Raw genomic sequence first — 24,596 nt, forward strand, 5'->3', positions numbered from 1 at the left:
CACACGCGGAGACAGAGAGACCATGACTGATGTGCGCCAGCACGCGGAAGACATACACGAACAGTTCTCCGGGCACGACATCGACGTGTCCGTCGACGACATCGAAGAGCGTCTCGACCGGCTCGTCAACGAGTTCAAGGTCCCGATGGACGAGGCAACCCGCAGCGTCCGGACCCACTACCTCGACGAGGCCGGCATGGACCGCGACGAACTCGGCAGTGGCGGTGCCAACGACGAGATGCTCCTCGGTGACATCGACCAGGACGAGCAGTGGATCGACGTGACCGCGAAGGTCACCCAGCTCTGGGAGCCCCGCTCGGAGGCCGTCGCACAGGTCGGCCTGCTGGGCGACGAGTCCGGGACGAAGAAGTTCGTCTCGTTCACCACCTCGGAACTGCCCGAGCTGGAGGAGGGCAAGTCCTACAGCCTGACCAACGTCATCACCGACGAGTACGAGGGCAACTTCTCGGTCAAGCTCAACCGCACGACCGGCATCGAGGAACTCGACGAGGACGTCGAGGTCGGCGACGACTCGACGACCGTCGAGGGCGCGCTCGTGGACATCCAGTCCGGGAGCGGCCTCATCAAGCGCTGCCCCGAGGAGGACTGCACGCGCGTCCTCCAGAACGGCCGCTGTGCCGAACACGGCGAGGGCGAGGGCGAGTTCGACCTCCGCATCAAGGCGGTCGTCGACGACGGCATCGACGCCCACGAGGTCATCTTCGACAAGGAGGCGACCGAGTCCGTCGCGGGCATCACGCTCGACGAGGCCAAGCAGATGGCCATGGACGCGCTCGACACCACGGTCGTCGCCGACGAGATCAGCGACGCCATCATGGGCACGTACTACCGCGTCCAGGGGCCGACCTTCGGTCGGTACGTCCTCGTCGACGACCTCGAGGAGCTGACGGACAGTCCGAGTGGAGAAGCGGCTCTCATCCGCGCGAGGTCGATGTGACATGAGTCAGGCACCCACCCGCGAAGTCGCAAAGCGCGTCTTCGCACGCGAGTTCAACGACGCGACGTACACGTTCAAGGAATCCGACGACGAGCGCGCCCCCAACTTCGCGCTCTTGCCGACGGGCGACCGCGCCAACCGCGTGTTCGTCGTCGGCACCCTCACCGAGACCGAGGACATCGGTGACGACTCGGAGTACTGGCGTGGCCGCGTGGTCGACCCCACGGGCACGTTCTTCGTGTACGCTGGCCAGTACCAGCCCGACGCGGCCTCGTTCCTGCGCGAGACCGAACCGCCTGCCTACGTCTCCGTCGTGGGCAAGCCGCGCACGTTCGAGACCGACGACGGGAGCATCAACGTCTCTCTGCGGCCGGAGTCCATCACGCCGGTGGACGAGGCCACCCGCAACCGCTGGGTCGTCGAGACCGCAGAGCGCACCCTCGACCGCATCGAGGCCTTCGACGACGAGACCAACGAGTACGCCGCCATGGCCCGCGAGCACTACGACCCCGACATGCTGAGCATGTACCGGGACGAGGTCATCCAGGCACTGGAGAGCATGGACGGCGTCGGCGGTGACGACGAGGAAGAGGACGAAGCGGAAGCCCCGGCCTGAGACCGGCCGACGTTCCTTTATTCGACCCGCGTCGAGACGGCGACGAGTAGCGACGCGACGGCCATCCCGAACGGGCCTGCGGCCCTGAAGCCGCCCGCAGCTGCGGCGACCACGCCGAGGACCACCACGACATAGCCGACGAGCGCGAGGCCGCTGCCGGGGTCGCGCCGAAGCGCCTCGCGACCGTGGACGACGGCACCGGCGAGGAGCACCGCGTGGGTGACCGCGAGGAGCGCGAAATACGCGATTCCGGGTTCGGCGGAGAGCACGGTGTAGCCGCGGTGCATCGTGGTCTCGACGGTCTGCCAGTACAGCCCGTGGACCGGGTTCGTCACCACCACCAGTTGCCCGGCAGCCAGGACGAGCGCGACCGGTGTCAGGACGACCGACGATGGGGGCGCCGGCCGCCGAGCCATTGCGTACCAGAACCAGCACCCGACCCCGACGACGGAACCGAGGAGGCCGAGGACGCGGAGCCCGAGGAGCACGGATAGCTGGTCGGTGAAGAGTGCGAGGACGCCGGTGAGGCCGAGCAACGCGATACCGGCGGCGAAGCCGGCCGCACCAGCAGTCCTGTGGCGGGACGCGCGACCGGTGGCCGCGATGGCGACCGCACCACCGGCGACCAGGAGGGTCGAAACCGGGAGAACCAGTGCCGGGACCATACTATCGGGTTCTGACAGGTCGGATAAAAAATGCCCGGTGCCCGAGGACACCCGTGACGTTTCGACAATCGTCTGACGAAACTTCAAGTAGGTCGGCCTCCCTACTGTTCCACGACATGGGCAACAAGAACAAGACGATCTCCTTCCGCGTGAACGAGGACGCCTTCGACACGCTCCAGGAGATCGCGGCGGAGCGGGACATCTCCCTCTCGGCGGTCTTCCGCGACTACGTCGACATGCTCGTCGCCCACGACGGCCAGGTCGAGGTACTCCCGGAACACGAGGTCCCCGAACAGGGAAGTACCGGCGGCGAGGAGTGGCCTCCGAAGGTCGAGGTCCCGAAGAGCTTCGTCCGCGAACACGAACGCCTCGAACTCGAAGCGGACCACCTCCGCGAACAGCTCGACGAGTACAAACAGTACGTCACGCACCTCCGCGAGGCCCTCGAAGAGGCCGAAGACGGCGAGGAGGTCATCCACCTCGAGGACCTCGACCTCGAGACCGACCGCGACGAGGACTCGACCTACCGCATCCGCGACTGACCTCCCGACGCCCTAGCCCGAAAGCTCCTCTTTCGACCGCTTCGCCCGCTGTCGCATCTCCTCGTTGTCGTCGACGCGAGCCAGTTCCTCCATCGCCTCCAGCGTCCGGACCCCGTCGTCGAGGAACGACAGCACGTCGCCCTCGTAGGCGTACACCATGTAATCGTCACCCATCACGTCGACGATGGCGCTCGGGCTCAGCCCCTGCGCCCGCAACTCCAGCAGGTAGCTGATGAACTTCCGCTCCGGATGCCCGCAGTACGGCGCGTTGTCACAGCCACAGTCCATGAAGTCCTGCGCGAAGTCCAGCACGCGCTCTCGCGTCGTCTCGTCGAGCTTGTCCAGGTTCTCCCCACCGTTGAACAGGATGTCCAGCGTCGCCCCCTTGAACGCCCCCTTCGGGATGTTCGTGTCCAGCTGGGAGCTGAGCTGGCGGTGGTTCTTGACGTAGATCTTGTCCGTGATGGCCACGCTTGGACAGCTATTGCAGCGTGCCGGGCAAAAGCGCCCCGGTCTCACCCCGCGTGTGTCTGTCTGTCGTGGAACCGCCGAGTCGTAACGTATTTTTACGCTGCTGGATTACCTGTGGATGCACACAGTGTCCGGGTTGGGGTAGTGGACTATCCTTCAGCCTTGTGGAGGCTGAGACGCGGGTTCAATTCTCGCACCTGGACCCTTCAAAATTCTTACAGAAGCAAAAGATAGCTAGTCGCCGTTATCGTCCCCTCTACGCGCCGAAACCAGCAACCCAGGCCAATTTATATAATATATTCTATAATTCTTCGGAGACCGCATTCCGCAGCTCTGTCCACGAGATCTTCCCGAAATCGGCCTTCCGGTGGCAACTCGTACAGAGCGACGCCACGTTCTCCAGTTCGTGCGCCTCTGCGACGTCGAATCCGGTGGATTCTGCGTACAGTCGAACCGGAACAAGGTGGTGGACGTCGGGATTCCTGCCGAGCTCTTCCTTCGTGGTTCCACAGATCACACATCGATAGCCATCGCGTTCGAGTGCCTGTCTGCGGATTGTCGACCAACCCGTTCCGTACGGACCGGGATCTCCGCCCTTCCAGTTCGGATGCCCAGAGCCGGTGTTCGATTCCGAGAGCCACTCGCTGCGACACGTCTCGCTACAGAGGACTGTCTCGTTGATCTCGCTGGGATATCTCGACACTGGCTCCCCACAGTAGGTGCAGGCGACCTCGCGTTTACCACCCTTCCAGCGGGGGTTATCGGTGCCGTCGAGGCAGGGAGTCTCCTGCCACTCGCCATCCTCGACACATACCGAACAGTAGACACCAGTCTTTTCGCTTGGGTAGTACTCGAAACTGGAGCCACAGATTCGGCAGGTGGTCTCTGCTTTGCCGCCCCTGTAATTCGGGTTCTCGCTGCCCTTGCTCGAGGTGGCTTCCTGTCGACAGCCGGTAGAACAGTACCGCTGTTCGTGTTCGGAGTAGAACTCGGTTCCACAGAATCGGCACTCTCGGTTTGGAAGGCGTTCGTCGTGACTTCGCCAGTGGTGGACGTGCAGACCGCGCTGTGTTTCAAATCGGGAGTCGCAACTTGGACACGGCCACTCGGCCTCGTTCTCTTCGTCAGCCATCCCCCCATATTTTCCCACACATGATAGATGAAACCTTCTGGTTGAGTCAGTAACGATATGAGAGAGTCGTCGTCACCCTCGTCGCGAGTGACTGCCGGAATAGAGAGATCAGTTCAGTCGGCGGTCCCGGCCCGACTCGCCGGGTTCGCCGAGCCGCTCTCCTGGATGATGTTGAACGCGGTCATGAGGTCGGTCCGGGAGATGAGCCCGACGAGCTCGTTGTGGTGGTCGGTGACCAGCAGGCGACCGACGCCCTCCTCCTGCATGGTCTGGAGGGCCTCCATCGCGTCGGCGTCGGGGCCGATGGTGACGAGGTCGGTCGTCATGATCTCCTCGACGAGGTAGGCGTCGCGCTCGACCGACGGGACGCTCCGGGCGTCCTCGAGGGTCACCAGCCCGACGAGGGCGCCGTTCTCCAGGACCGGGTAGCCGGTGTGGCGTTCCTGGAACATGCGCTGGATGAGCGTCGCCACGCTCTCGTCGCGCTCGATGGTGTTGAGGCGCTCCCACGGGGTCATGATGTCGCGGACGGTGACGTTCTGGAACGCCGCCTTCATCACGACCTGCTGGGCCTCGGATGACGCCCCGATGTAGACGAAGAACGCGATACCGATGAGCAGGATCTGGAAGGTGAACAGGCCGAACAGGCCGAGCAGGAGCGCGAAGAGCTTCCCGACCTCGGCGGCGATCTGGGTCGCCCGGGCGTACGGCCGCCGGCGGGCGAGGAGTGCGCGGAGCACCCGACCGCCGTCCATCGGGAAGCCGGGGAGCATGTTGAACACGGCGAGCGAGAGGTTCATCAGCGCGAGGTACCCGACGACGAACCGCGGCGCGGGGTAGCCGGCCGGGACCACGACGAACGCGATGGCGGAGGCCACCCCGACCAGCACGGAGACGATGGGGCCGGCGATGGCGATCTGGAGCTCCTGTTTCCAGTCCTCGGGCATCTCGGAGAGCGAGGCGATGCCACCGAAGATCCACAGCGTGATGGAGTCGATGGGGTAGCCGTAGCGCATCGCGACGAGCGAGTGGCCGAGTTCGTGCAGCACGACGCCGGCGAACAGGCCGATGGCGGCGGCCGACCCGATGACCCAGGGCGTCGCCCCGGTCGTCAGGGGGTCGATAGGCAGCCCTGCGCCGAACACCTGGTTCATCAGGTCGGCGACGGCCGCGACCCGGTCGCCGATGAGGTAGGCGAACAGCGGAAGCACCAACAGGAACGTCAGGTCCAACTTGATCGGGATGCCGAAGAGGGACCCGATGCGGAAACTTCGCATGGGGAACAGTAGCCGCGGGACGGTCTTAAAGGGTGGCCGATTAAGTGCCCGCCCGGCCTACCGTCGGCCATGAGCGACCCCGAACCACTCGTACGACGCGCCGCAGACATCGACTACGAGGACGTGGACGCTGCCGCCGGGCTCCGCAAGGGGGTACTGGTCTCCGCGGACCACGGCGCACCCCACTTCGCCATCCGCCGGTTCACGCTCGACCCCGGCAGCGAGGTGCCGAAACACACCAACGAGGTGGAACACGAGCAGTACGTACTGGAGGGCGAGTACGTCGTGGGCATCGGTGACGAGGAGTACCGGGTCGAGGCGGGTGACTCGCTCCTGATTCCGGCGGGCACGGTCCACTGGTACCGCAACGAGAGCGACCAGCAGGGCGCGTTCCTCTGTGCGGTGCCGAACGGGGACGACGAGATCGAACTGGTCGAGTAGTATCGGCTCCCGGGCGGCTCCGGTACGCTTTTGTTCGTTTAGGCCAACCTAAACCGTATGGGAAAGCGCCAGTCACAGCCTCGCACCACCCGGTCTCGCGCCGCCGTCGGCCTGTTCTGCGGGCTCTTCGGGACGCCCGAGACAGGGGAGGAGACGGACGAGTAGCCGTCCTCAGTCGGAGAGCTTCGCGTCCAGCTGTCGCGCCACCACGTCGTCCTCGAAGGGGCCGTCGTCCCGGGAGAGGTGGATGAGCGGGGCGTCGTCCATCCGGATCCACTCGCCGTCTCGACCGTTGCTCAGCGTCACCGACTCCTGTGTCCGGGGGAGCCCGTTCGAGCGCATCCCCGTGGTCCGGGAGCGCGTCGTCGCGACGTGCAGGGGCGCGTCGTCGTCCTCGTACACGGTGGGTCGGTAGGTCGGGTGCTCGGGGTCGAGTTCCCGCATCGCGGCCTGGTAGGTGCGGGTCGCCTCGGCGGCCGTCTGGGCGTCGTCACGGGTGTCGAACCGCGTGCCGGTCGCGGGTTCGGGCCGGTGGCCGGTGGTCGAGCAGGCGACGACGAAACCGCCGTCCTCGCTGGCGAGGTCGGCGACGGTGCGGCGAGCGCGTCGGAGGCGCCCGGCGGGGTCGGTCATACCCACACCTATCTTAGGCCGACCTAAAAAGTTGGCGAATCGGTGTGTAGCGGCCCCGAGTGTCTAGGAGACAACCGCTTTTGGCTGGCCTAAAGAATCGGTGTCGATGCCGGCAGTATCTCGCGGAATCCATAACGATTTTTTATTCATAGGGCATCGACAGGAGTGATGGCACGCTTTCGCGACGGGTTCGGCGAGATTCGAGCCCACCTGGACGCCCTCCACGCCCCGGGTGGCCCGTACCGAGTGGTCTGTGCGAAGTCCGGCGAGACCCCTGCGCCGCTGTCGGGGTATCGCTTCGACGACCGGCAGACCGCGGCGGAGGCGACCGACGTCGCCGCGACCTACCGGGCGTACCTCCGCCTCTACGACCCGACGGTCCCCTTCGCCGACCTCATCGTCTGCGAGGACGTCGACCCCGAGCCCGAGACGAGTCGGCGCCCCGCGACGGTCAACCGCGAGTAGCGGGGACGACCGGAACGCAGAACCCTGAAATACCCCACTCACGTATCGCCAGCCGTGTCTGAACAGGTCCAGCGCGTCGATACGTTGTTCCTCCACGAGACCGGTGACACCTACCTCGCCGTCGTCGTCCGCGATGGCAAGCGCGTGTTTCGCGCGAAACTGGAACTCAAGGAGACCAGCGCCGGGCCCCGCCCCGGTCGCTTCCGGGTCATCCGCGGCTCGTCGGAGGAGCCCCGTAGCCCCGACGAGTTCGTCGAGATCGCCCGCCGAGCGACCCGTATCCGCATCTCCGAGCAGACCACCTCGCCGGCCCGCGACGAGTTGCGGTCGATGCTCGACGGTTACCAGCTGGAGGCGAAGGTGGTCCGGACCTGTCGCTACTGCGCCTCCGAGGGGCGCTACTCGCCCATCACGGCCGACACGGCCGTGAAGTCGGGGCGCGACTACATCTGCGTCGACTGTGCCCGGGCCGAACTCGAACAGGAGCTCGCCTACCACGGCGAGTTCACCGGCCCCGCACAGGACCGCCTCGAGGAGCTGATGCTCGAGGTACAGGACATCGAGAAGATCAAGAACCTGCTCAAGGGCGAGCTCGACCCCGACCTCACGAAGTTCGACGAGATATCGGCGACGACCGACGACATCGACCTCGTCCCGACCGACTCGCTGAACCTCCACCCCGGCCTGCAGGGGATGCTCGAAGACCGCTTCGACACCCTGCTCCCGGTCCAGAGTCTGGCTGTCGACAATGGACTCTTCGACGGCGACGACCAACTCGTGGTGAGCGCGACCGCGACCGGGAAGACCCTCATCGGCGAGATGGCCGGCATCGACAACGTCCTCAACGGGAAGGGGAAGATGCTCTTTCTGGTCCCCCTCGTCGCGCTCGCCAACCAGAAGCACGAGGACTTCGAGGAGCGCTACGGCGACATGGTCGACGTGACCATCCGGGTCGGCGCGAGCCGCGTCTCCGCCTCGGGCTCCCGGTTCGACCCCTCGGCCGACGTCATCGTCGGCACCTACGAGGGTATCGACCACGCGCTCCGGACAGGGAAGGACCTCGGCGACATCGGGACCGTCGTCATCGACGAGGTCCACACGCTCAAAGAGGAGGGCCGCGGCCACCGCCTCGACGGCCTCATCTCCCGGCTGAAGTACTACAGCGACAGGCGCAAACAGCAGCGCCAGAACTACGGCGGCGCCCAGTGGGTCTACCTCTCGGCGACCGTCGGCAACCCCTCGGAACTCGCCCAGAAGCTCTGGGCGACCCTCATCGAGTTCGAGGAGCGCCCCGTCCCCATCGAGCGCCACGTCACCTTCGCGGGCGGACAGGAGAAGCCACGCATCATCAACCGGCTGGTGAAACGCGAGTTCGACCGGAAGTCCTCGAAGGGCTACCGCGGCCAGACCATCGTGTTCACCAACTCCCGGCGGCGCTGTCACGAACTCGCCCGGAAGATGGAGTACAAGGCCGCGCCCTACCACGCCGGACTGGACTACGGTCGCCGGAAGAAGGTCGAGCGCATGTTCGGCGACCAGGAGATCTCCGCGGTCATCACGACCGCGGCGCTCGCGGCCGGTGTCGACTTCCCGGCCTCGCAGGTCGTCTTCGACTCGCTGGCGATGGGTATCGAGTGGCTCTCGGTCCAGGAGTTCAGCCAGATGCTCGGTCGCGCTGGCCGGCCGGACTACCACGACCGCGGGAAGGTGTACATGCTGGTCGAGCCCGACTGCACCTACCACAACTCCATGGAGATGACCGAGGACGAGGTCGCGTTCAAGCTCCTCAAGGGCGAGATGGAGCCGGTCATCACCCGCTACGACGAGGACGCCGCCGTCGAGGAGACGCTGGCGAACATCACGGTCGCGGGCAAGAAGGCGAAGAAGCTCAACGACCGGATGCTCGGCGAGATACCTACCAAGCACGCCATCGGGAAGCTCCTGGAGTACGACTTCATCGACGGCTTCGCGCCGACCGACCTCGGCCGCGTCGTCTGTACGCACTTCCTCACCCCCGGCGACGCCTTCACCATCCTCGACGGGGTCCGCAAGGAGAAACACCCCTACGAGGTCGTCGCCGACATCGAGTTGAAGGACCAGGAGCTGTGACGCCGACACCGGAGCCGTGACACCCACCCACGTCGTCGTCCTCGGCTGGGACGAACACCGGACCGCCGACGAGCGCGAGGCGGCGAACGCGGCAGTGCGGGCGGCGCTCGAAGACGGCGAGTCGGTGCAGGTTCTTCTCGACGACGAATCGGCGCTGGAGCACGACCACCCCGAGGCCCTCGACCGCTTTCGAACTGGTTTCTCGCAGGCGAGTCGGGACGCCGGCGGGACGACCTACCGCGGCTCGCTCTCCGCCTGTTCGCCGGCACTCGACGCGCTCCTCGACCTGGACAGCCACCACCGGTTCGTGACGCTGGACACGCTCGTGGTCGAGGGACCGGACGACCCACTGCTCAGATACGTCCCGGACCACGGCGACCTGACCCTGGGGACGGCGGCCGTCGCCGAGCGCGTCGAGACAGCACTCGCAGGACACCCGGCCGCCGTCCTCCCGGCGGACCGCGTCGAGTGGCGTGACGGGGACACCACGGTCGCCCTCGACCCGCCGAACGTCTGCGTGGGAGACGCGTGTTTCGACCTCTCTCGCCTCGAAGACGCGACGGTCGACCACGAGGCTGGCGACCTGGTGCTGGCGTGGTCGGCGTCGCGAGGAGTCCTCGGGCGGGTGCTCGACAGCGTCGGCCCAGCCCGGCCGTCGCGGCTCGCGCTCCCCCGGGACGAGGCCACGCGCGAGCGCATCGAGACAGTGGTCGGTCGGCTTCGAGTACTTCTGTCTGACGGCCCCTGACCCCGGAAATCACCGGAAGCGCCACCGAAGAGGGCCACAACGCTCATTACAAACCTTTCAACTGGCCAAAACTATCAAGAGCGAACCCGCCTTTCCGTTGGATAATCCGGGGGAGCGGCGTCGACCGTCGCCTCCCGACTCACACCATGACCGGAATCGACGACATCGGGGCCAGGAACGTGTTGCTGACGGACCGCCAGCACGAGACGGCGTACTGTGGTGACCTGCTCGACGCGAGTGCGGCAGGGAACCGCGCCGAGCTGACCGTCTCGTTCCCCGACGCACAGGCCGAGCAGACCGGCTTCGGCAGTCTCTCGTCCGGCCAGCCCGCGAGGAGGGGCATCATCTCCGTGGGCGACGTCATGCGCTCTGCGTCGTCGACCAACCCCGACTTCTCGGCGCCCGTCCCGATGGACGCCGTCGAGGACCCGGGCAACCTGCAGGCCATCGGCACGTCCATCAGCCAGTTCTGCGAGCAGTGGGACCGGCAGGACCTCGACATCGTGGTGTGTTTCGACTCGCTCACCGAACTGCTCGACCACGCCAGCACCGAGGCCGTCTTCCAGTTCTGTCACGTCCTCAACAGCCGTCTCGCGTCGGTCGACGCGCTGGCGCACTTCCACCTCGACCCGGCCGCACACGAGGACGAGACGGTCGCCACCTTCCAGTCCATCTTCGACGTGACCGTCGGCAAGACCACCGACGCCGACGCCATCGAGGCGTTCACCCAGGCGACCGACGACGACATCGCGGCACTCGCCGACGGCTGGGGCGAGGAGGCACGGTACTCCATCGTCGGCGACAGCGACTCCGGCCGGCCCGACGAGGTCTCGGAGGCCTCCGACGAGGACATCGCCGAGTTGCTGGAAGGCTGCTGACCTGTCGGAACAGATTAATAGTGGGGGAAAGAACCATGCGAACAAGTACCTCGGACGACGCACCGAGGGGGGTTGGGTACCAGCTATGACCGACGACGCGGCGACAGCCGACGCACGAACAGTTCTCCTGCTCGACGAGACCACGGCCTCTGAGTCCGGCGAGCACTGCGACGACCTGATGCACGTCTGTAGAGCCGACCGGCGGGCCGAACTCGTCGTGTCCTTCCCGGGTGACGTGACCGACGGGGTCGACTTCGGCTCGCTGTCCGGCGGCCGCCAGCCGGCGAAACGCGGCAGCATCACCGTGGGCGAGACCTTCCGGGCCGTGGGGGCGGGCGAACCGGACTTCAGCGACCCCATCGTCGAGGACACCGTCGCCGACCCGACGGACCTCCAGACCCTCGGCCAGACGATCAGTCGCTTCTGCGAGGTCTGGAACGACGCCGGCTACGAGATAGCGGTCTGTTTCGACTCCCTGACAGACCTCCTCCGCGCGAACGACGCCGAGATCGTCTTCAAGTTCTGTCACGTGCTCGCCAGCCGACTCACCGCGGCCGGTGCCGTCGCCCACTTCCACCTCGACCCGGGCGCACACAGCCAGCAACTCGAGTTGACCTTCGAGCAGATATTCGACGAGACGCGCATGGAGGAGATCGACGTCGAACACCTCGTCCCCTCCCGGCGGTCGCGGGCCAGCGACACCGACGTGGCCGAGGAGACGGCCCAGCTGGACCTCACCGACCCGACGGCCGATGACGCCTCGACCGACAGCGACAGGTCGGCCGGTGGCGACCCGACCGACGACACGTCCGCCAGCGACACCTCGTCAGACGACGCCACGGGCGACAGGACGACCGACGGGGACGGCGAGGCCTCCGACGAGGAGATCGCCGAGCGGTTCTCGGCCATCAACGGGTCCTGAGGACCGCCCGACCACGGGCCGGTCGGTTCTCCCGGTTTCCGTAGCCTTTTCATGTGGCCAGTCGTTGCCCGGCGTGTGGTCGCACTCACGCCCGAGATACTGTTCGTGTTCGCGCTGGTGCTCGCCGCGCTGGTGTTCTTCGCGACCGAACCCGTCCCGGTCGACATCACCGCGCTCGGCATCATGGTGGTCCTGCTCGTCACGGGACCGCTCAGCGAGCAGCTCGCAGACCTCGGGCTCATCGCCAGTCCCCTCTACCTGCTCGGGAGCGCCGAGACCGGGCCCGCCCCGGAACTCGGCATCGCGGGGTTCGCCTCGACGGCGACCATCACGGTCCTCGCGATGTTCATCCTCTCCGACGGCGTCCAGCGAACCGGTATCATCCAGATACTCGGGCGCAAGCTCGCGGCGCTCACCGGGGACTCCGAGACCAAGCAACTGAGTGCGACGATGGGTGTGGTCGCCCCCCTCTCTGGGTTCATCAACAACACCGCCGCGGTCGCCATCCTCCTCCCGATGGTGACCGACATCGCCCACAAGGGCAAGACCTCGCCCTCGAAGCTCCTCATCCCGCTCTCGTACGCCTCGATGTTCGGCGGGATGCTCACCCTCATCGGCACCTCGACGAACATCCTCGCCAGCGAGGTCGCCCGCGACATCGCCAACCGGGACGACGCCCCGGTCGGCTCCGCCCGTCTCGCCGACGGGTTCTCGATGTTCGAGTTCACCGAACTCGGCATCGTGGTCGCCATCGTCGGCTTCGCCTACCTGCTCGTCGTCGGGCGCTACCTCATCCCCGAACGCATCCGGGCCCGCGAGGACCTCACCGAGGAGTTCCAGATGGCGGACTACCTCACCGAGGTCGAGGTCCGCGAGGACTCACCGCTCATCGGCCAGACGGTGCGGGACGCGCTCGTCGAGACCGACTTCGACGTCGACCTCGTCCAGCTCGTCCGCGGCGACGAGGTCTTCCTCGAACCGCTCGGCCCGAAGGCCATCCAGGCCGGCGACATCTTCCTCGTCCGGACCGACCGCGACACCCTGGTCGAACTCATGGACGTCGAGGGGTTCGACCTCGTCCCCAACTTCGAGGTCACGGAGGAGGAACTCGAACAGGCCGAGACCGACGAGAACCTCGTCGAGGTGGTCGTCGCCCCCGGCTCCGACCTCGTCGGCGAGTCGCTCACCTCGATGAACTTCCGCCAGCGCTACGACGCGACCGTCCTCGCGCTGCGCCGCGGTGGTGAACTCATCAGGAAGCGCATGGACAACATCGTCCTCCGGGTCGGCGACACCCTGCTCGTCCAGGCGACCGCCGACTCCATCGAGCGCCTCGACGTCAACCGCGACTTCATCGTCGCCCAGGAGATCGAGCGCCACGACTACCGCGAGGACAGGATACCCGTCGCCCTGGGCATCATCGGCGGCGTGGTCGGCCTCGCCGCCCTCGACATCCTCCCCATCGTCGTCAGCGCCCTCGCCGGCGCTCTCGCGATGGTGTTCACCGGCTGTCTCAAACCCGGCGAGGTGTACGACGCGGTCCAGTGGGACGTCATCGTCCTGCTCGCCGGCGTCATCCCGCTCGGCACCGCCATGCAGAACACCGGCGCCGCGCTCTACCTCGCCGACGTCCTCGTCCAGAGCGCCGACCTGCTCCCCGAGATAGCCGTGCTCGGGCTGTTCTACGTCCTGACCGCGGCGCTCACCAACGTCATCTCGAACAACGCCAGCGTCGTCCTCATGATTCCGGTCGCGTTCGACGCTGCTGCCCGGCTCGGCGCCTCGCCCTACGCGTTCGTCCTCGCGGTCACCTTCGCGGCCTCGACCGCGTTCATGACGCCCGTCGGCTACCAGACCAACCTGTTCGTCTACGGTCCCGGCGGCTACCGCTTCTCGGACTACGCGAAGGTCGGGACGCCGCTCCAGCTCGTCTTCGCGGTCGTGACGACCATCGGCATCGCCACCATCTGGGGCATCTAGACCAGCGGCAGGCCGACGAACGCGATGTCGAGCAGGTGCAGGAGGATGACCAGCACCGCCCCCGGTGCGCCCCCAATGGCGACCACCAGCAGGACCAGCGGCGTGACCACGATACCGACGCCGAGCCAGCCCGCCAGCACCAGCACGATGAGTCCGACGATCGTGTTCACGATGAAGGGCTTGACCGTGTCGACCACCCGGCGCGCCCCCACGAAGAACGCGACGACGAGGACGAGGATGGCGAGTTCGATGGGCGTGACCATGGCTGGACGGATGGCTGCCGGAGGCTTAAACCGAGAGGTGTGGTACCGGCTGGGTCGCAGGGGGATGGAACGAAACGCTTTACATCGGACGAAGAGAAGATACCGTGAGGGCTGGTGGGTTAGCCTGGCCATACTCGTAGCCTTGGGTGCTACTGACCCCGGTTCGAATCCGGGCCAGCCCATTCCGTTTTCCGCCACACCGACGCCGTCGAGAGGTTCTCCCCTGGACGATGGTTTATATCCGGATACGACCCAACCCCGGCAGAGTACCAGATGGACCCACACCGGAAAGGTGACCTCACCGAAGCGCTCGTCATCGCCGAGTTCAAGCGCAGAGCGATACCCATCGCCACGTCCGTCGGGGACAACGAACGCTGGGACGTCCTCGCAGAGACGGAGACCGGAGCGATCCTTCGCGTGCAGATCAAGACCGGCTGGATAGAGAACGGGACGATTCGACTGGTCGGGACCACGGTGCACACGAACTCGACCGGGAACGTCCGCAAACGATACCACGGTGACGTGGACGTCTTCGTCGTTTACTGCCACGAGAACGAGACGATGTACCTCGTCGAAGAACGGGAGTTCGGGACGCAGATCAGACTCCGCGTGGATGAACCCGCGATCCGCCACAAGAACATCAACTGGGCCGAGGAGTACGAGTTCGACGAGCGCTGGCCGCCTGACCTCGACACGAACGCCCGGACCCTGCAGACGACCGACCCGACGACCGTCGCCGGTGTCGACGCACTCGAGTCGGCCGGTGCACCGGTCTGGCGCGATGTTCGAGGGACGAGCAAGCGCAACGTCGTGACGGTGGTCGACGGCCGACCGTACCGGGTCCGCATCGAGAGCGGCTTCCTGCGCGAGGGTCGAATCAAGGTGCACCCGGACGAGACAGACACCGACTGCTACGTCGTCTACTGCGACGACCTCGACGACTGCGACGACGTCGCCGCGGTGTACGCGATAGCCCGTGAGGAAGTGGCTGAAACCTTCTCACTCCGGATGGACGAACCCGAACGGATTCGAGCGAACACCAAACTCGCCACCGACTACGCCTTCGCCACCAACTGGCCACCGGCCTGACGGGCACACCCCACAGCCTCGCCCTCGGCACACAGCCACTCGACCACCGCCGAGACGAACCGCTCGTGTGCTTCCGCGGTCGAGATCGTCCCCGGGTCGTCGCCGGACTGGCCGCCGTAGTGCCCGAACTGCGAGTGGTTCATCCCCTCGATGCTGACGAGGGAGGCGTTCGCGGGGAGGTTCGCCCGGCTCGAGGCGAAGCGGTCCCGGTTCAGGACGCCGTCTTCGGTGCCGGTCACCGCGAGCACCGCCAGGTCGGAGTCGGCGATCGACACGTCGCAGTACGACGCGGCGAGGAGCAGTCCCTCGACGTGCTGTGCGTTGTTCGCGGCGTACCGGCAGGCCATCGCGCCGCCGAGGGAGTGACCGCCGACGTACCACGTCTCGACCGACTCGTCGCTCCGGATGACCGCGGTGGCCTTGCCCTGGTCGAGTACGGCGAGGTTCAGCGGCATCTTCGGGACGTAGACGGTCACGTCGTGTTCGGCGACGAGTGGGGCCAGTGCCTCGACGTAGGCTCCGGGTGCGACCCGGCCGCCGGGGTAGTACACCAGACCCACAGTTTTGGCCTCGGCGTCGGGGTCGCGGATGACGTACCCGCCGTGGGCCTGCTCGACCGCCACCTCGTGGTCGGCCTCGACCGCCGACATTGGTTCGGTGGCGTCGGAGGCCAGCACGTCGAAGTAGACGTACGCGCCGGTGGCCGCGAGCGCGAGCAGGACGACCACGGCGACCGCGGCGTAGGGAGCGTACCGGCGGAGTGTCGCACGCATCGGCTCGGACTCCGCCCGCCGCGCACTTGTACGTTCGTACCCGAATCGGTAGCCTGCTGGGGGTTACCGATAGAACCCGACCACGTGGTGGTGACTCCGTTACGGGTCGCGAATACTCATATACGAGCGAGTATTTTCACTATTCTAGGAGGTCCGGGCCGTCGACCGGGGGAGTTCGACGGGACCGGGCCGGAGAGAGACAGGCATGTACCAGAGAGGGGGAGACGGGGGAGTATCGGGAGTATCGACAGTTTCGACACACCAGCGGAGGTGTGCCGCATGAACCGGCGGGTGCTCGCACTCGCGATGGTCGTCGTGATGGTGCTATCGGTGGTCGCGGGAACCGCGACGGGGACCGGTCACGGCCCGGGAGACGGGCCCGCAGCCGGGCCGAGCAACGGGCCCGGGACTGGTAACGGGCCAGGAACGGGAGACGGCCCGCCGGGCGACGGCCCCGGCAACGGGACCGACTGGCCACCCGCTGGCGTCGGCCCCGAGGACATGACACAGGTCATCGTCGTCTTCACCGACCACGCCGCGCGCAGCGCCGCCCCCATCGAGGCGGCCGGCGGCCGCGTCACCGGCGGGATGGACATCGCCTTCATGCCGGTCGCGTTCGCGATGGTCCCGGAGCAGGCGGTCCGGGGGCTCGAACGTAACCCGAACGTCGCCGGGGTCTACCCCGACGCCATCGCGACCGTCGACCCCGCGGCGTCCTCGCAGACCACGCCGTGGGGCATCGCCCGCATCGAGGCGCAGGCCGCCGCTACGGCCGGCCTCGACGCCGCCGACCAGTCGCAGGTCCAGGTCGCCGTCATCGACACCGGCATCGACTACGACCACGAGGACCTCCGGAACAACGTCGACTGGGGGGTCCGCGTGACCTCGGGACAGGAGTGCTGGTGGGTCTTCTGCTGGCCCACCGAGGAACGCTCCTACGGCAAGGAGGCGGCCGACGACGACAACGGCCACGGCACCCACGTCGCGGGCACCGTCGCCGCCGAGGACAACGGACTCGGTGTCGTGGGCGTCGCCCCGCACGTATCGCTCTACTCCGTGAAGGTACTCGACTACTCGGGCAGCGCCCCCTACTCCGTCATCATCACCGGGATGGACGAGGCCGTCAGGGGCCCCGACGGGGTCATCGGGACCGAGGACGACGCCGACATCCTCTCGATGAGCCTGAGCGGCCCGACCCAGGGCGGGCTCTGCGACGCGGTGAACAGCGCCACCGCCGCCGGCTCGGTCGTCGTCGCGGCGGCCGGCAACAGCGGCGACGGCGACACCGCGACCGACGACGTGCGCTACCCGGCGAAGTGCGCCGGCGCCATCGCGGTGGCGGCGACCGACAGCACCGACGACACCCCATCGTGGAGCGCGGAAGGCCCCGCCGTCGACGTGGCCGCCCCCGGCGTCAGCGTCTACTCGACCGCCCGCGGGAACGGCTACACCACCATGAGCGGGACCTCGATGGCCACCCCGCACGTCTCCGGCACCGTCGCGCTCCTGCTCGCACAGGACCTGCAGGACGGCTCGCGCGACCTCTCGCCCGACGACGTCCGGACCCGGCTCGTCCAGTCGACCGACGACGTGACCGCGGCCGGCTTCGACTACGACACCGGCCACGGCATCCCGATAGTCGACCAGGTCCTCGGCGTCGCCCAGGAGCCGACCGCCATCGGCGAGACCGGTCGCGTGACCGTCTCGCAGTCGAGCCGCGACCAGTGGCACACCGTGGCACTGTCGAACACCTACACGAACCCCGTCGTCGTCATGGAGCCCCCGAGCTACAACGGCGACCACGCCCTCCACGTCCGGGTCCGCAACGTCGCGCCCGACAGTTTCGAGTTCCGACTCGAGGAGTGGCTCGTCGCCGACGGCGCCCACACCAGCGAGACCGTCTCGTACATGGTCGTCGAGGCCGGCAGCCACACGCTGGCCGACGGCCGCACCCTCGAAGCCGGGACCGTCGCGGTCGGCGAGGCGAACGACGTCGTCGCCTTCGACACCCAGTTCGGCGCCACCCCCGTCGTGCTGAGCCAGACCCAGACCGTCGTCGAGGCCGACCCCGTCGTGACCCGCATGAAGGACGTCTCGAAAGACGGCTTCACCGTCCGCCTGCAGGAGGAGGAAGCCCGCGGCGGCCACGCCACCGAGACGGTCGGCTACGTCGCCATCGCGATGGGTGACAGTGTCGTCGACGGGGCCGCGCTCCGGGTCGCCACGACCCCGAACGCGGTGACCCACGACTGGTACCGCATCGACTTCGGCTCGCAATCCTACGGCACGACCCCGGTGTTCCTCGCCGCCCAGCAGACCGCCGACGGCGGCGACCCCGCCGGCCTCCGCTACCGGAGCCTCGGCAGCTCCGGCGTCGACGTGAAGGTCGAGGAGGAGCGCAGCGCCGACAGCGAGGTCGGCCACACCTCCGAGGTCGTCGGCTACGTCGTCCTCGGCGAGGCCGGTACCCTCTACGGCTACTGACGCCAGCCCCGGCGTGCCAGACGGCATCACTTTCGGCGCGCTTTGCCAACCTTCTTAGGCGGAGACGACTCTAGTCAGGTCCAATGGCTCAAGGGGACAACGCCGAACTCGTCGACGCGTTTCTGGAGTTCTATCGAGACTACTACCGCGATGAGATCGGGGAGCTCGCGCGCAAGTACCCCAACGAGAAGCGCTCGCTCTACCTCGACTGGAACGACCTCTTCCAGTTCGACTCTGACCTCGCCGACGACTACCGCAACCAGCCCGAACAGCTCCAGGAGTACGCCGAGGAGGCGCTGCGCCTCTACGACCTCCCGGTCGACGTGAGCCTCGGGCAGGCCCACGTCCGCATCCTCCCGCTGCCGGACAGCACCGAGATCCGCGACCTGCGCTCCCGCCACGTCAACACCCTCGTCACGGTCCGTGGCATCGTCCGCAAGGCGACCGACGTCAAGTCCAAGATGGAGGTCGCCGCCTTCGAGTGCCAGCGCTGTGGCACCCTCACCCGCATCCCCCAGTCCACCGGCAACTTCCAGGAACCCCACGAGTGCCAGGGCTGTGAACGCCAGGGCCCGTTCGTCCTCAACCACGACCAGTCCGAGTTCGTCGACGCCCAGAAACTCCGCGTCCAGGAGTCCCCCGAAGGCCTCCGCGGCGGTGAGACGCCACAGGCCATCGACATCCACATCGAGGACGACATCACCGGCGAGGTCACCCCCGGCGACCACGTCGCCGGCACCGGCATCCTCCGCCTCGAACAGCAGGGTAACCAGCAGGAGAAATCCCCCATCTTCGACCACTACATGGAGGGCGTCTCCGTGAAGGTCGACGAAGAGCAGTTCGAGGACATGGAGATCACCGAGGAGGACAAGAAGGAGATCATCTCCCTCTCGAACGAACCCGACATCTACGAGAAGATGGTCGGCTCCATCGCCCCCTCCATCTTCGGCTACGAACAGGAGAAGCTCGCGATGATGCTCCAGCTGTTCTCCGGCGTCACGAAGCACCTGCCCGACGGCTCCAGAATCCGTGGCGACCTGCACATGCTGCTGATAGGGGACCCTGGTACCGGGAAGTCCCAGATGCTAGGATATATCGAGAATATTGCACCTCGGTCGGTGTACACCTCCGGGAAAGGGTCGTCCTCGGCCGGTCTGACCGCAGCTGCGGTCCGCGACGACTTCGGCGACGGCCAGCAGTGGACCCTCGAAGCCGGCGCGCTCGTACTCGCAGACCAGGGAATCGCGGCGGTCGACGAGCTGGACAAGATGCGCTGTGTGACTGGAGACAGCCTGGTTCACCTCGGCAACGGTCGGATTTCCAGAATCCGAGACCTCGCACACGAAGTGGCAGAGTTCGGCGAGGTAGAGTATCTTGACAATGGCCGAACCATTCGTGGTGGCGACCTCGAAGCATGGACGATGGACGAGGGCGGGAATCTCGTTCGTCGCCCGATTCAGGCGATTCACGAGTACGAGGCTCCGGACGAGTTGACAGAGGTAACACTCGAGACTGGCGAGCAGTTGACGGCGACCGAGGACCATCCGTTCTTCGTGTTGGAGGATGGAGAACGTGTCGAGCGGGCCGCCTCCGAACTCGAAGAGGGAGATTGGACGTATGTGCCGCGAGAAGACCCAGTTCGCGCATCCGATGGTGGCCTGATTGTCGAGCCTCCAGCCAAACAAATCAGTGAAGATATCGAATGTCGTCAGATAACATCTGTTCGGCAGGTTCGAAACAACGACTATGATGCGGTCTATGACCTCACCGTCGAAGGAACCCACAACTTCGTCGCCAATGGCATGGTCGTCCACAACTCCGAGGACCGCTCCGCCATGCACGAGGCCCTCGAGCAACAGAAGATATCCGTCTCGAAGGCGGGCATCAACGCGACGCTCAAGTCGCGCTGTTCGCTGCTGGGTGCGGCGAACCCGAAATATGGGAGATTCGACCAGTACGAGCCCATCGGCGAGCAGATCGAACTCGAGCCGGCGCTCATCTCGCGCTTCGACCTCATCTTCACGGTGACGGACAGCCCGGACCCGGACAAGGACAGCGACCTCGCCGAGCACATCCTGAACACGAACTACGCCGGGGAGTTGCACACCCAGCGCAACCACATGACGAACCACGACGTGAGCGACGACGAGGTCGCGAAGATGACCGAGGAGGTCGACCCGGACATCGACGCGGAGCTCGTGCGGAAGTACATCGCCTACGCGAAGCAGAACTGCTACCCGCGGATGACCGAGGAGGCTCGTGAGGCCATCCGGGACTTCTACGTGGACCTGCGGTCGAAGGGGGCGGACGAGGACGCGCCGGTGCCGGTGACGGCCCGGAAACTGGAGGCGCTGGTGCGGCTGTCGGAGGCGTCGGCCCGGATGCGCCTCTCCGATACGGTCGAGCAATCCGACGCGGAGAAGGTCATCGCCATCGTGCGGGAGTGCCTGCAGAACATCGGCGTCGACCCGGAGACGGGCGAGTTCGACGCGGACGTCATCGAGACGGGGACCTCGAAGAGCCAGCGCGACCGCATCAAGAACCTGAAACAGCTCATCAGCGACATCGAGGAGGATTACGACGAGGGTGCGCCGGTCGACGTGGTGCTGGAGCGCGCCGACGAGATCGGCATGGACCGCTCGAAGGCCGAACACGAGATCGAGAAGCTCAAACAGAAGGGCGAGGTGTACGAGCCTCGCACCGACCACCTGCGGACGACGTGAGGCTGCCACGGAGGGGGCTGGGAGCGGTCGAGCCGGGCAGTCCACCGGCCGGAAGCGGCATGGGTTTCCTAATTCTTTAGGACCGGGTCAGGCGCGTCCCTAACCTGATGGCGGGCAGCCTTAGTCCTCAATCCGGCCAACGGACGTGCTGTGATGAATCGCGAGATAGGTTTGATAGCGGTCGTCCTCGTGGTGAGCGGGCTCGTGGTCGGCGCGAGCGCGTTCACCACCGGGGCAGTGGAACGGTCGGCAAACGTACAGGTCGTCCCCGACAGCAGCGGTCTCATCGGACTGGAGGACGGGACGTCCGGGAACATCGTCTCAACCAACACTAGCGGCGCGCTGAGCATCGACTTCGCCCAGGGCAGTGCGACTGGCGTCAACGCGGAGGCGTACTTCGAGGTCGGTAATCCGAACGACGCCGTGAACGGCTCGGCATTCAACATCACCAACAACGACGGACAGAGCCACGACATCACCGTCTCGTACACCCCGGTGGCGACTGGTGACACGAGCGAGAACGTCCAGTTCAGAATCTACGACAGCACGGGGGCGCTCGTCACTACGGTGAGCGAGGAGAACACCTCTCAGACGATACAGACCGTAGCGTCGGGCGCGACCCACCACGTCGTCATCGTCGTCGACACCAAAGGAGTGAGCTCGGGAACTGACCTCAGCGGGACGCTGAACGTCTCGGCCTGAACCGAGTACTTCCTCTCCCACATCGTTTCGATGGGCAAACGTCGCTCGGTACTCCTGTTCTGCGTGCTCCTGGGGGCCACGGTGGTACTCGCGCCGATCGGTGGCCCGGTGAGCGTGTCGTACGTCTACTCGGATAGCATGGCGCCCACCATCGAACCGTACGACGGGTACCTGCTGGTTCCCGCCGGCGAAGTCGCGACGGGCGACGTGGTCACGTTCTGGTCCGACCAGCAGGACGAGTTCGTCACGCACCGGGTCGTCGGAGTCACCGACGAGGGACTGGTGACGAAGGGTGACGCGAACCCGACGACCGACCAGGCGAGCGGGCATCCGCCGGTCGACCGGGCCGACGTCACCGGGAAGGTGCTCAGGGTCGACGGCTCGGTGGTGACCATTCCGGGCTTCGGCCGGGGCGTCGAGACCCTCCGCGAGCAGCGGTCGCTGATTCTCGCGGGCGCCGTCGCGGTGACGCTCGCTTCCGTCCTCGTCCGGGGCAGGGACCGCTACGGTCACGACCGCGCGCTCCGGTACGGGACGCTCTACGTCGCCGGGTTCCTCCTGCTCGCCGGGGTGTTGACGGCGGTCATGCTCTCGACCGCGGTCCGGTACGACTGGGAGTTCGTCGTCACGGCGACCGGGGGGCAGTACGGCCCGGCGGTCGGTGAGCCGGGGGCACTGAACGAGACCATCGCGACCGGGACGAGTGCCGTCTCCGACCACTTCGTCCACACCACCGGGCTGCGGGACGTGCAGGTCACGAGCGGCGCGGCCAGGGGTCGGGTGCGCGTCGCGGGGGTCGTCCCCGCCCGCGAGACCACGGGGGTCCAGCGGACCAGCGTCACCGTCTACCGGTATCCGGCGTTCGCCCCGGAGTGGCTCGTCACGGCGCTTCGGCGGGTCCACCCGGTCGCGGCGGTGTTCGGGGCGGTCACGGCGACCATCGCGGTCCCGTTCGGCATCGCGGGTGCACTCGGTGACCACCGCCGGCCCTGTCGCCTGTTCCGGCCCCGCGGGGGTGACCGATGACGCGGCGTCGCCGTCGCGGACCTGGACGCGAATCCGGGGCCTGGCTGAAGGCCCTGGTCGTGGTCTGCTGGCTGGTCGTGGCGCTCGCACACTGGCAGGGCGCCATCGCCGCCGGGTACGAGACCGCGGACGTCTCGCGCTCGACCGGCGTCGACGTCGTCGCCGACACGGACGCGGTCACCGGCATCGACCCGAACGGGTCCGTCCACGTGAACGCGACCGACCGGCTGGTCACCGTCAGCAACCGCTTCGGGCAGTCGGTGACCGTGACGGTCGCGCTCCGGTCGAATTCGACCGACATCGGCGACCTGGTCGTCGGTGGCACGACCGTCGGCGACAGCGCGACCGTCGACCTCGCGTCGGGGAGCGACGTGGTGGTCGAGATATCGATTCCGGACGACGCGTCGCTGGTCGGCCGGGAGGTCCGCTTCGACGTGCGCGCGCAGACGACCGGCCTCTACACGAACGCCTCGAACCGGAGCGTCCCGGTGGAGGGATGAGCCGGCTGTGGACCCGCCTGGAGTTCGCACTCCAGCGCTACGGCTGGCCGCTCTGCGTGGCGGTCGTCGTCCTCGGCCTGGCCGTCGTCGGGGGCGGGGTCGTCGGGATGGAAGAGCCCCGGACGACCACCGTCACGGACCACACCCACGTCCAGACCGTCTCGACGAACGTCTCCTCGGCGGCGACCGTGACCGCGGAGAACCCCCTGTACGACACCGGTGTCACGCTGACCGACCAGTCGGCCTACCTCGCCAGCGCGGCCCCGAACCTGACCGTCGTCGTCGAGAGCGGCGTTGAGCCGGGGTCCACGCTCCGGTACCGCCACGAGGTCGCGCTCCGGTACACCATCGAGCGCGGTGACGAGGTGGTCTGGTCGGCGACCCGCACCGTGGCGAGCGAGCAGGGGACCGCGAGGGAGGGTCGCGCCCGGACCGAGGTGACGGTCGCGACCCCGGCGGTCGCCGACCGCCTCCGGGAACTCCGGTCGGCCGCCGGGGGTGACTCGTCGGTGGCCGTGGCGGTCGTCGTGACCACGGACTACGAGACCGACCGCTACGACGGGACGCTGTCCCACGAGTCGGCGCTCAGCGTCGGTGACACCTGGTACAGCCTGTCCGCGGGCGAGACCGAGCAGACCCACAGCGACCGGAACAGCCGACGGGTCACGGTCCCGGCGGAGAACCGGGACGCGTGGCTGCTCGTCGGCGGCGGACTGGTCGTGAGTCTGGCCGGGGTCGCGGGCGTCGTCGCGACCCGGCGGTTCGCGTTCGCGGACCCGGCGGTGCTCGCGTACCGACTGCACCAGGAGAGGTACGAGGAGTGGATCTCCCGCGGTCGCCTCCCGTCGTCGTTCGACCGGCCGGTGGTCACCGTCGAATCGCTGGGGGCGCTCGGCGAGCTGGCCGTCGACCGCGGTCGTCGCATCGTCTTCGACGAGTCGCTCTCGACCTACGTCGTCGTGGACGACGGGGTCGTCTACCGGTTCAGTCCCGAGGGACGCTGACCGGGCGACCATCCAGGCTCGGTGGTAACGTCCCACAGACCAATAGCTCTACGTTATTTTTGTCGACACCTGGACAGCAGACATATAAACGGCATAAACAGTTAGGCAACGCTCGGAGTGGCCGATTTCTCGTCTGCGAGAAACTTAAACACATAGGCACCAGTCGGAAACCGTTCGAGACAGTACGCGCGAGCA

General features: G+C 66.8%; 24 protein-coding genes and 2 tRNA genes. 19 read left to right on the plus strand and 7 right to left on the minus strand.

Annotated elements, in window-relative coordinates; all coding sequences use genetic code 11:
- Nucleotides 1-22: 22 nt before the first annotated feature.
- Together NOV86_RS09470 and NOV86_RS09475 are read left to right on the plus strand one after the other, a co-directional pair.
- A complete protein-coding gene (locus NOV86_RS09470; RefSeq protein WP_267641100.1) occupies nt 23-958 on the plus strand; it encodes a replication factor A in 936 nt (311 codons plus the stop codon).
- Between the two features lies 1 nt (nt 959).
- Nucleotides 960-1,574 carry an RPA family protein gene (locus tag NOV86_RS09475; protein ID WP_267641101.1) on the plus strand — a complete coding sequence of 205 codons (615 nt, stop codon included), beginning with the start codon at nt 960-962 and terminating at the stop codon, nt 1,572-1,574.
- A gap of 17 nt (nt 1,575-1,591) precedes the next feature.
- Here the strand turns inward: NOV86_RS09475 and NOV86_RS09480 are convergent, their stop codons facing one another.
- On the minus strand, nt 1,592-2,239 hold the full coding sequence (locus tag NOV86_RS09480; RefSeq protein WP_267641102.1) for a histidine kinase N-terminal 7TM domain-containing protein: 648 nt from the start codon (nt 2,237-2,239) through the stop codon (nt 1,592-1,594).
- Nucleotides 2,240-2,355: 116 nt separating this feature from the next.
- Here NOV86_RS09480 and NOV86_RS09485 point away from each other — a divergent pair, with 116 nt between their 5' ends.
- Nucleotides 2,356-2,781 (plus strand): DUF8146 domain-containing protein, encoded by a 426-nt coding sequence (locus tag NOV86_RS09485; protein ID WP_267641103.1) that lies wholly within the window; start codon nt 2,356-2,358, stop codon nt 2,779-2,781.
- Nucleotides 2,782-2,793: 12 nt separating this feature from the next.
- On the opposite strand, the gene NOV86_RS09490 is transcribed toward NOV86_RS09485, so the two are convergent.
- Nucleotides 2,794-3,252: a DUF5814 domain-containing protein gene (locus NOV86_RS09490; RefSeq protein ID WP_267641104.1), complete on the minus strand. Its 459-nt coding sequence runs from the start codon at nt 3,250-3,252 to the stop codon at nt 2,794-2,796.
- Nucleotides 3,253-3,382: 130 nt separating this feature from the next.
- On the opposite strand from NOV86_RS09490, the gene NOV86_RS09495 reads away from it, so the two are divergent.
- Nucleotides 3,383-3,455: transfer RNA gene (locus NOV86_RS09495), tRNA-His, on the plus strand.
- Nucleotides 3,456-3,553: 98 nt separating this feature from the next.
- On the opposite strand, the gene NOV86_RS09500 is transcribed toward NOV86_RS09495, so the two are convergent.
- Both NOV86_RS09500 and NOV86_RS09505 read right to left on the minus strand, forming a co-directional pair.
- Nucleotides 3,554-4,384 (minus strand): HNH endonuclease, encoded by an 831-nt coding sequence (locus tag NOV86_RS09500; protein WP_267641105.1) that lies wholly within the window; start codon nt 4,382-4,384, stop codon nt 3,554-3,556.
- Between the two features lie 113 nt (nt 4,385-4,497).
- The gene (locus NOV86_RS09505) at nt 4,498-5,661 is read right to left on the minus strand and encodes a CBS domain-containing protein (RefSeq protein WP_267641106.1); all 1,164 of its coding nucleotides are present in this window, start codon (nt 5,659-5,661) and stop codon (nt 4,498-4,500) included.
- A 69-nt stretch (nt 5,662-5,730) separates the two neighbouring features.
- Here NOV86_RS09505 and NOV86_RS09510 point away from each other — a divergent pair, with 69 nt between their 5' ends.
- Nucleotides 5,731-6,102, plus strand: coding sequence for a cupin domain-containing protein (locus tag NOV86_RS09510; protein WP_267641107.1), 372 nt, complete (start codon nt 5,731-5,733; stop codon nt 6,100-6,102).
- Nucleotides 6,103-6,273: 171 nt separating this feature from the next.
- Here the strand turns inward: NOV86_RS09510 and NOV86_RS09515 are convergent, their stop codons facing one another.
- Nucleotides 6,274-6,735 carry a DUF7552 domain-containing protein gene (locus NOV86_RS09515; RefSeq protein ID WP_267641108.1) on the minus strand — a complete coding sequence of 154 codons (462 nt, stop codon included), beginning with the start codon at nt 6,733-6,735 and terminating at the stop codon, nt 6,274-6,276.
- 168 nt (nt 6,736-6,903) lie between these two features.
- Here NOV86_RS09515 and NOV86_RS09520 point away from each other — a divergent pair, with 168 nt between their 5' ends.
- The 6 genes from NOV86_RS09520 to NOV86_RS09545 all read left to right on the plus strand — a co-directional run bounded on the left by NOV86_RS09520 (nt 6,904) and on the right by NOV86_RS09545 (nt 13,837).
- The gene (locus NOV86_RS09520; protein WP_267641109.1) at nt 6,904-7,200 is read left to right on the plus strand and encodes a DUF7552 domain-containing protein; all 297 of its coding nucleotides are present in this window, start codon (nt 6,904-6,906) and stop codon (nt 7,198-7,200) included.
- Nucleotides 7,201-7,254: 54 nt separating this feature from the next.
- On the plus strand, nt 7,255-9,309 hold the full coding sequence (locus NOV86_RS09525) for a DEAD/DEAH box helicase (protein ID WP_267641111.1): 2,055 nt from the start codon (nt 7,255-7,257) through the stop codon (nt 9,307-9,309).
- A 16-nt stretch (nt 9,310-9,325) separates the two neighbouring features.
- On the plus strand, nt 9,326-10,057 hold the full coding sequence (locus NOV86_RS09530) for a hypothetical protein (RefSeq protein ID WP_267641112.1): 732 nt from the start codon (nt 9,326-9,328) through the stop codon (nt 10,055-10,057).
- 146 nt (nt 10,058-10,203) lie between these two features.
- Nucleotides 10,204-10,935 carry a DUF7504 family protein gene (locus NOV86_RS09535; RefSeq protein ID WP_267641113.1) on the plus strand — a complete coding sequence of 244 codons (732 nt, stop codon included), beginning with the start codon at nt 10,204-10,206 and terminating at the stop codon, nt 10,933-10,935.
- Nucleotides 10,936-11,020: 85 nt separating this feature from the next.
- Nucleotides 11,021-11,857, plus strand: a complete 837-nt coding sequence (locus NOV86_RS09540; protein ID WP_267641114.1) for a DUF7504 family protein — start codon at nt 11,021-11,023, stop codon at nt 11,855-11,857.
- A 51-nt stretch (nt 11,858-11,908) separates the two neighbouring features.
- Nucleotides 11,909-13,837: an SLC13 family permease gene (locus tag NOV86_RS09545; protein WP_303647495.1), complete on the plus strand. Its 1,929-nt coding sequence runs from the start codon at nt 11,909-11,911 to the stop codon at nt 13,835-13,837.
- Here NOV86_RS09545 and NOV86_RS09550 read toward each other — a convergent pair.
- Nucleotides 13,834-14,100, minus strand: coding sequence for a hypothetical protein (locus tag NOV86_RS09550; RefSeq protein ID WP_267641115.1), 267 nt, complete (start codon nt 14,098-14,100; stop codon nt 13,834-13,836). The genes NOV86_RS09545 and NOV86_RS09550 overlap by 4 nt on opposite strands.
- A gap of 108 nt (nt 14,101-14,208) precedes the next feature.
- On the opposite strand from NOV86_RS09550, the gene NOV86_RS09555 reads away from it, so the two are divergent.
- Both NOV86_RS09555 and NOV86_RS09560 read left to right on the plus strand, forming a co-directional pair.
- Nucleotides 14,209-14,282, plus strand: a tRNA-Pro gene (locus NOV86_RS09555).
- Nucleotides 14,283-14,373: 91 nt separating this feature from the next.
- Nucleotides 14,374-15,189: a group I intron-associated PD-(D/E)XK endonuclease gene (locus NOV86_RS09560; RefSeq protein ID WP_267641116.1), complete on the plus strand. Its 816-nt coding sequence runs from the start codon at nt 14,374-14,376 to the stop codon at nt 15,187-15,189.
- Here the strand turns inward: NOV86_RS09560 and NOV86_RS09565 are convergent.
- Entirely contained in the window at nt 15,156-15,962 is an 807-nt protein-coding gene (locus tag NOV86_RS09565; protein WP_267641118.1) for an alpha/beta hydrolase, read from the minus strand. The two genes, NOV86_RS09560 and NOV86_RS09565, sit on opposite strands and share 34 nt — an antisense overlap.
- Before the next feature lie 279 nt (nt 15,963-16,241).
- Between NOV86_RS09565 and NOV86_RS09570 the strand changes: the two genes are divergently transcribed.
- The 6 genes from NOV86_RS09570 (at nt 16,242) to NOV86_RS09595 (ending at nt 24,401) form a co-directional block, all read left to right on the plus strand.
- A complete protein-coding gene (locus NOV86_RS09570) occupies nt 16,242-18,446 on the plus strand; it encodes a S8 family serine peptidase (protein WP_267641119.1) in 2,205 nt (734 codons plus the stop codon).
- A gap of 83 nt (nt 18,447-18,529) precedes the next feature.
- The gene (locus NOV86_RS09575) at nt 18,530-21,169 is read left to right on the plus strand and encodes a hypothetical protein (protein ID WP_267641120.1); all 2,640 of its coding nucleotides are present in this window, start codon (nt 18,530-18,532) and stop codon (nt 21,167-21,169) included.
- Nucleotides 21,170-21,322: 153 nt separating this feature from the next.
- Nucleotides 21,323-21,871, plus strand: coding sequence for a hypothetical protein (locus NOV86_RS09580; RefSeq protein ID WP_267641121.1), 549 nt, complete (start codon nt 21,323-21,325; stop codon nt 21,869-21,871).
- A gap of 30 nt (nt 21,872-21,901) precedes the next feature.
- Entirely contained in the window at nt 21,902-22,897 is a 996-nt protein-coding gene (locus NOV86_RS09585) for a signal peptidase I (protein ID WP_267641122.1), read from the plus strand.
- The gene (locus NOV86_RS09590; protein WP_267641123.1) at nt 22,894-23,397 is read left to right on the plus strand and encodes a hypothetical protein; all 504 of its coding nucleotides are present in this window, start codon (nt 22,894-22,896) and stop codon (nt 23,395-23,397) included. Before NOV86_RS09585 ends, NOV86_RS09590 begins: the two co-directional genes overlap by 4 nt.
- Nucleotides 23,394-24,401, plus strand: coding sequence for a DUF5305 family protein (locus NOV86_RS09595; protein ID WP_267641124.1), 1,008 nt, complete (start codon nt 23,394-23,396; stop codon nt 24,399-24,401). Before NOV86_RS09590 ends, NOV86_RS09595 begins: the two co-directional genes overlap by 4 nt.
- The last annotated feature ends 195 nt before the right edge of the window (nt 24,402-24,596 follow it).

This window comes from Haloarchaeobius amylolyticus (genome assembly GCF_026616195.1).
Taxonomy (GTDB): Archaea; Halobacteriota; Halobacteria; order Halobacteriales; family Natrialbaceae; genus Haloarchaeobius; species Haloarchaeobius amylolyticus.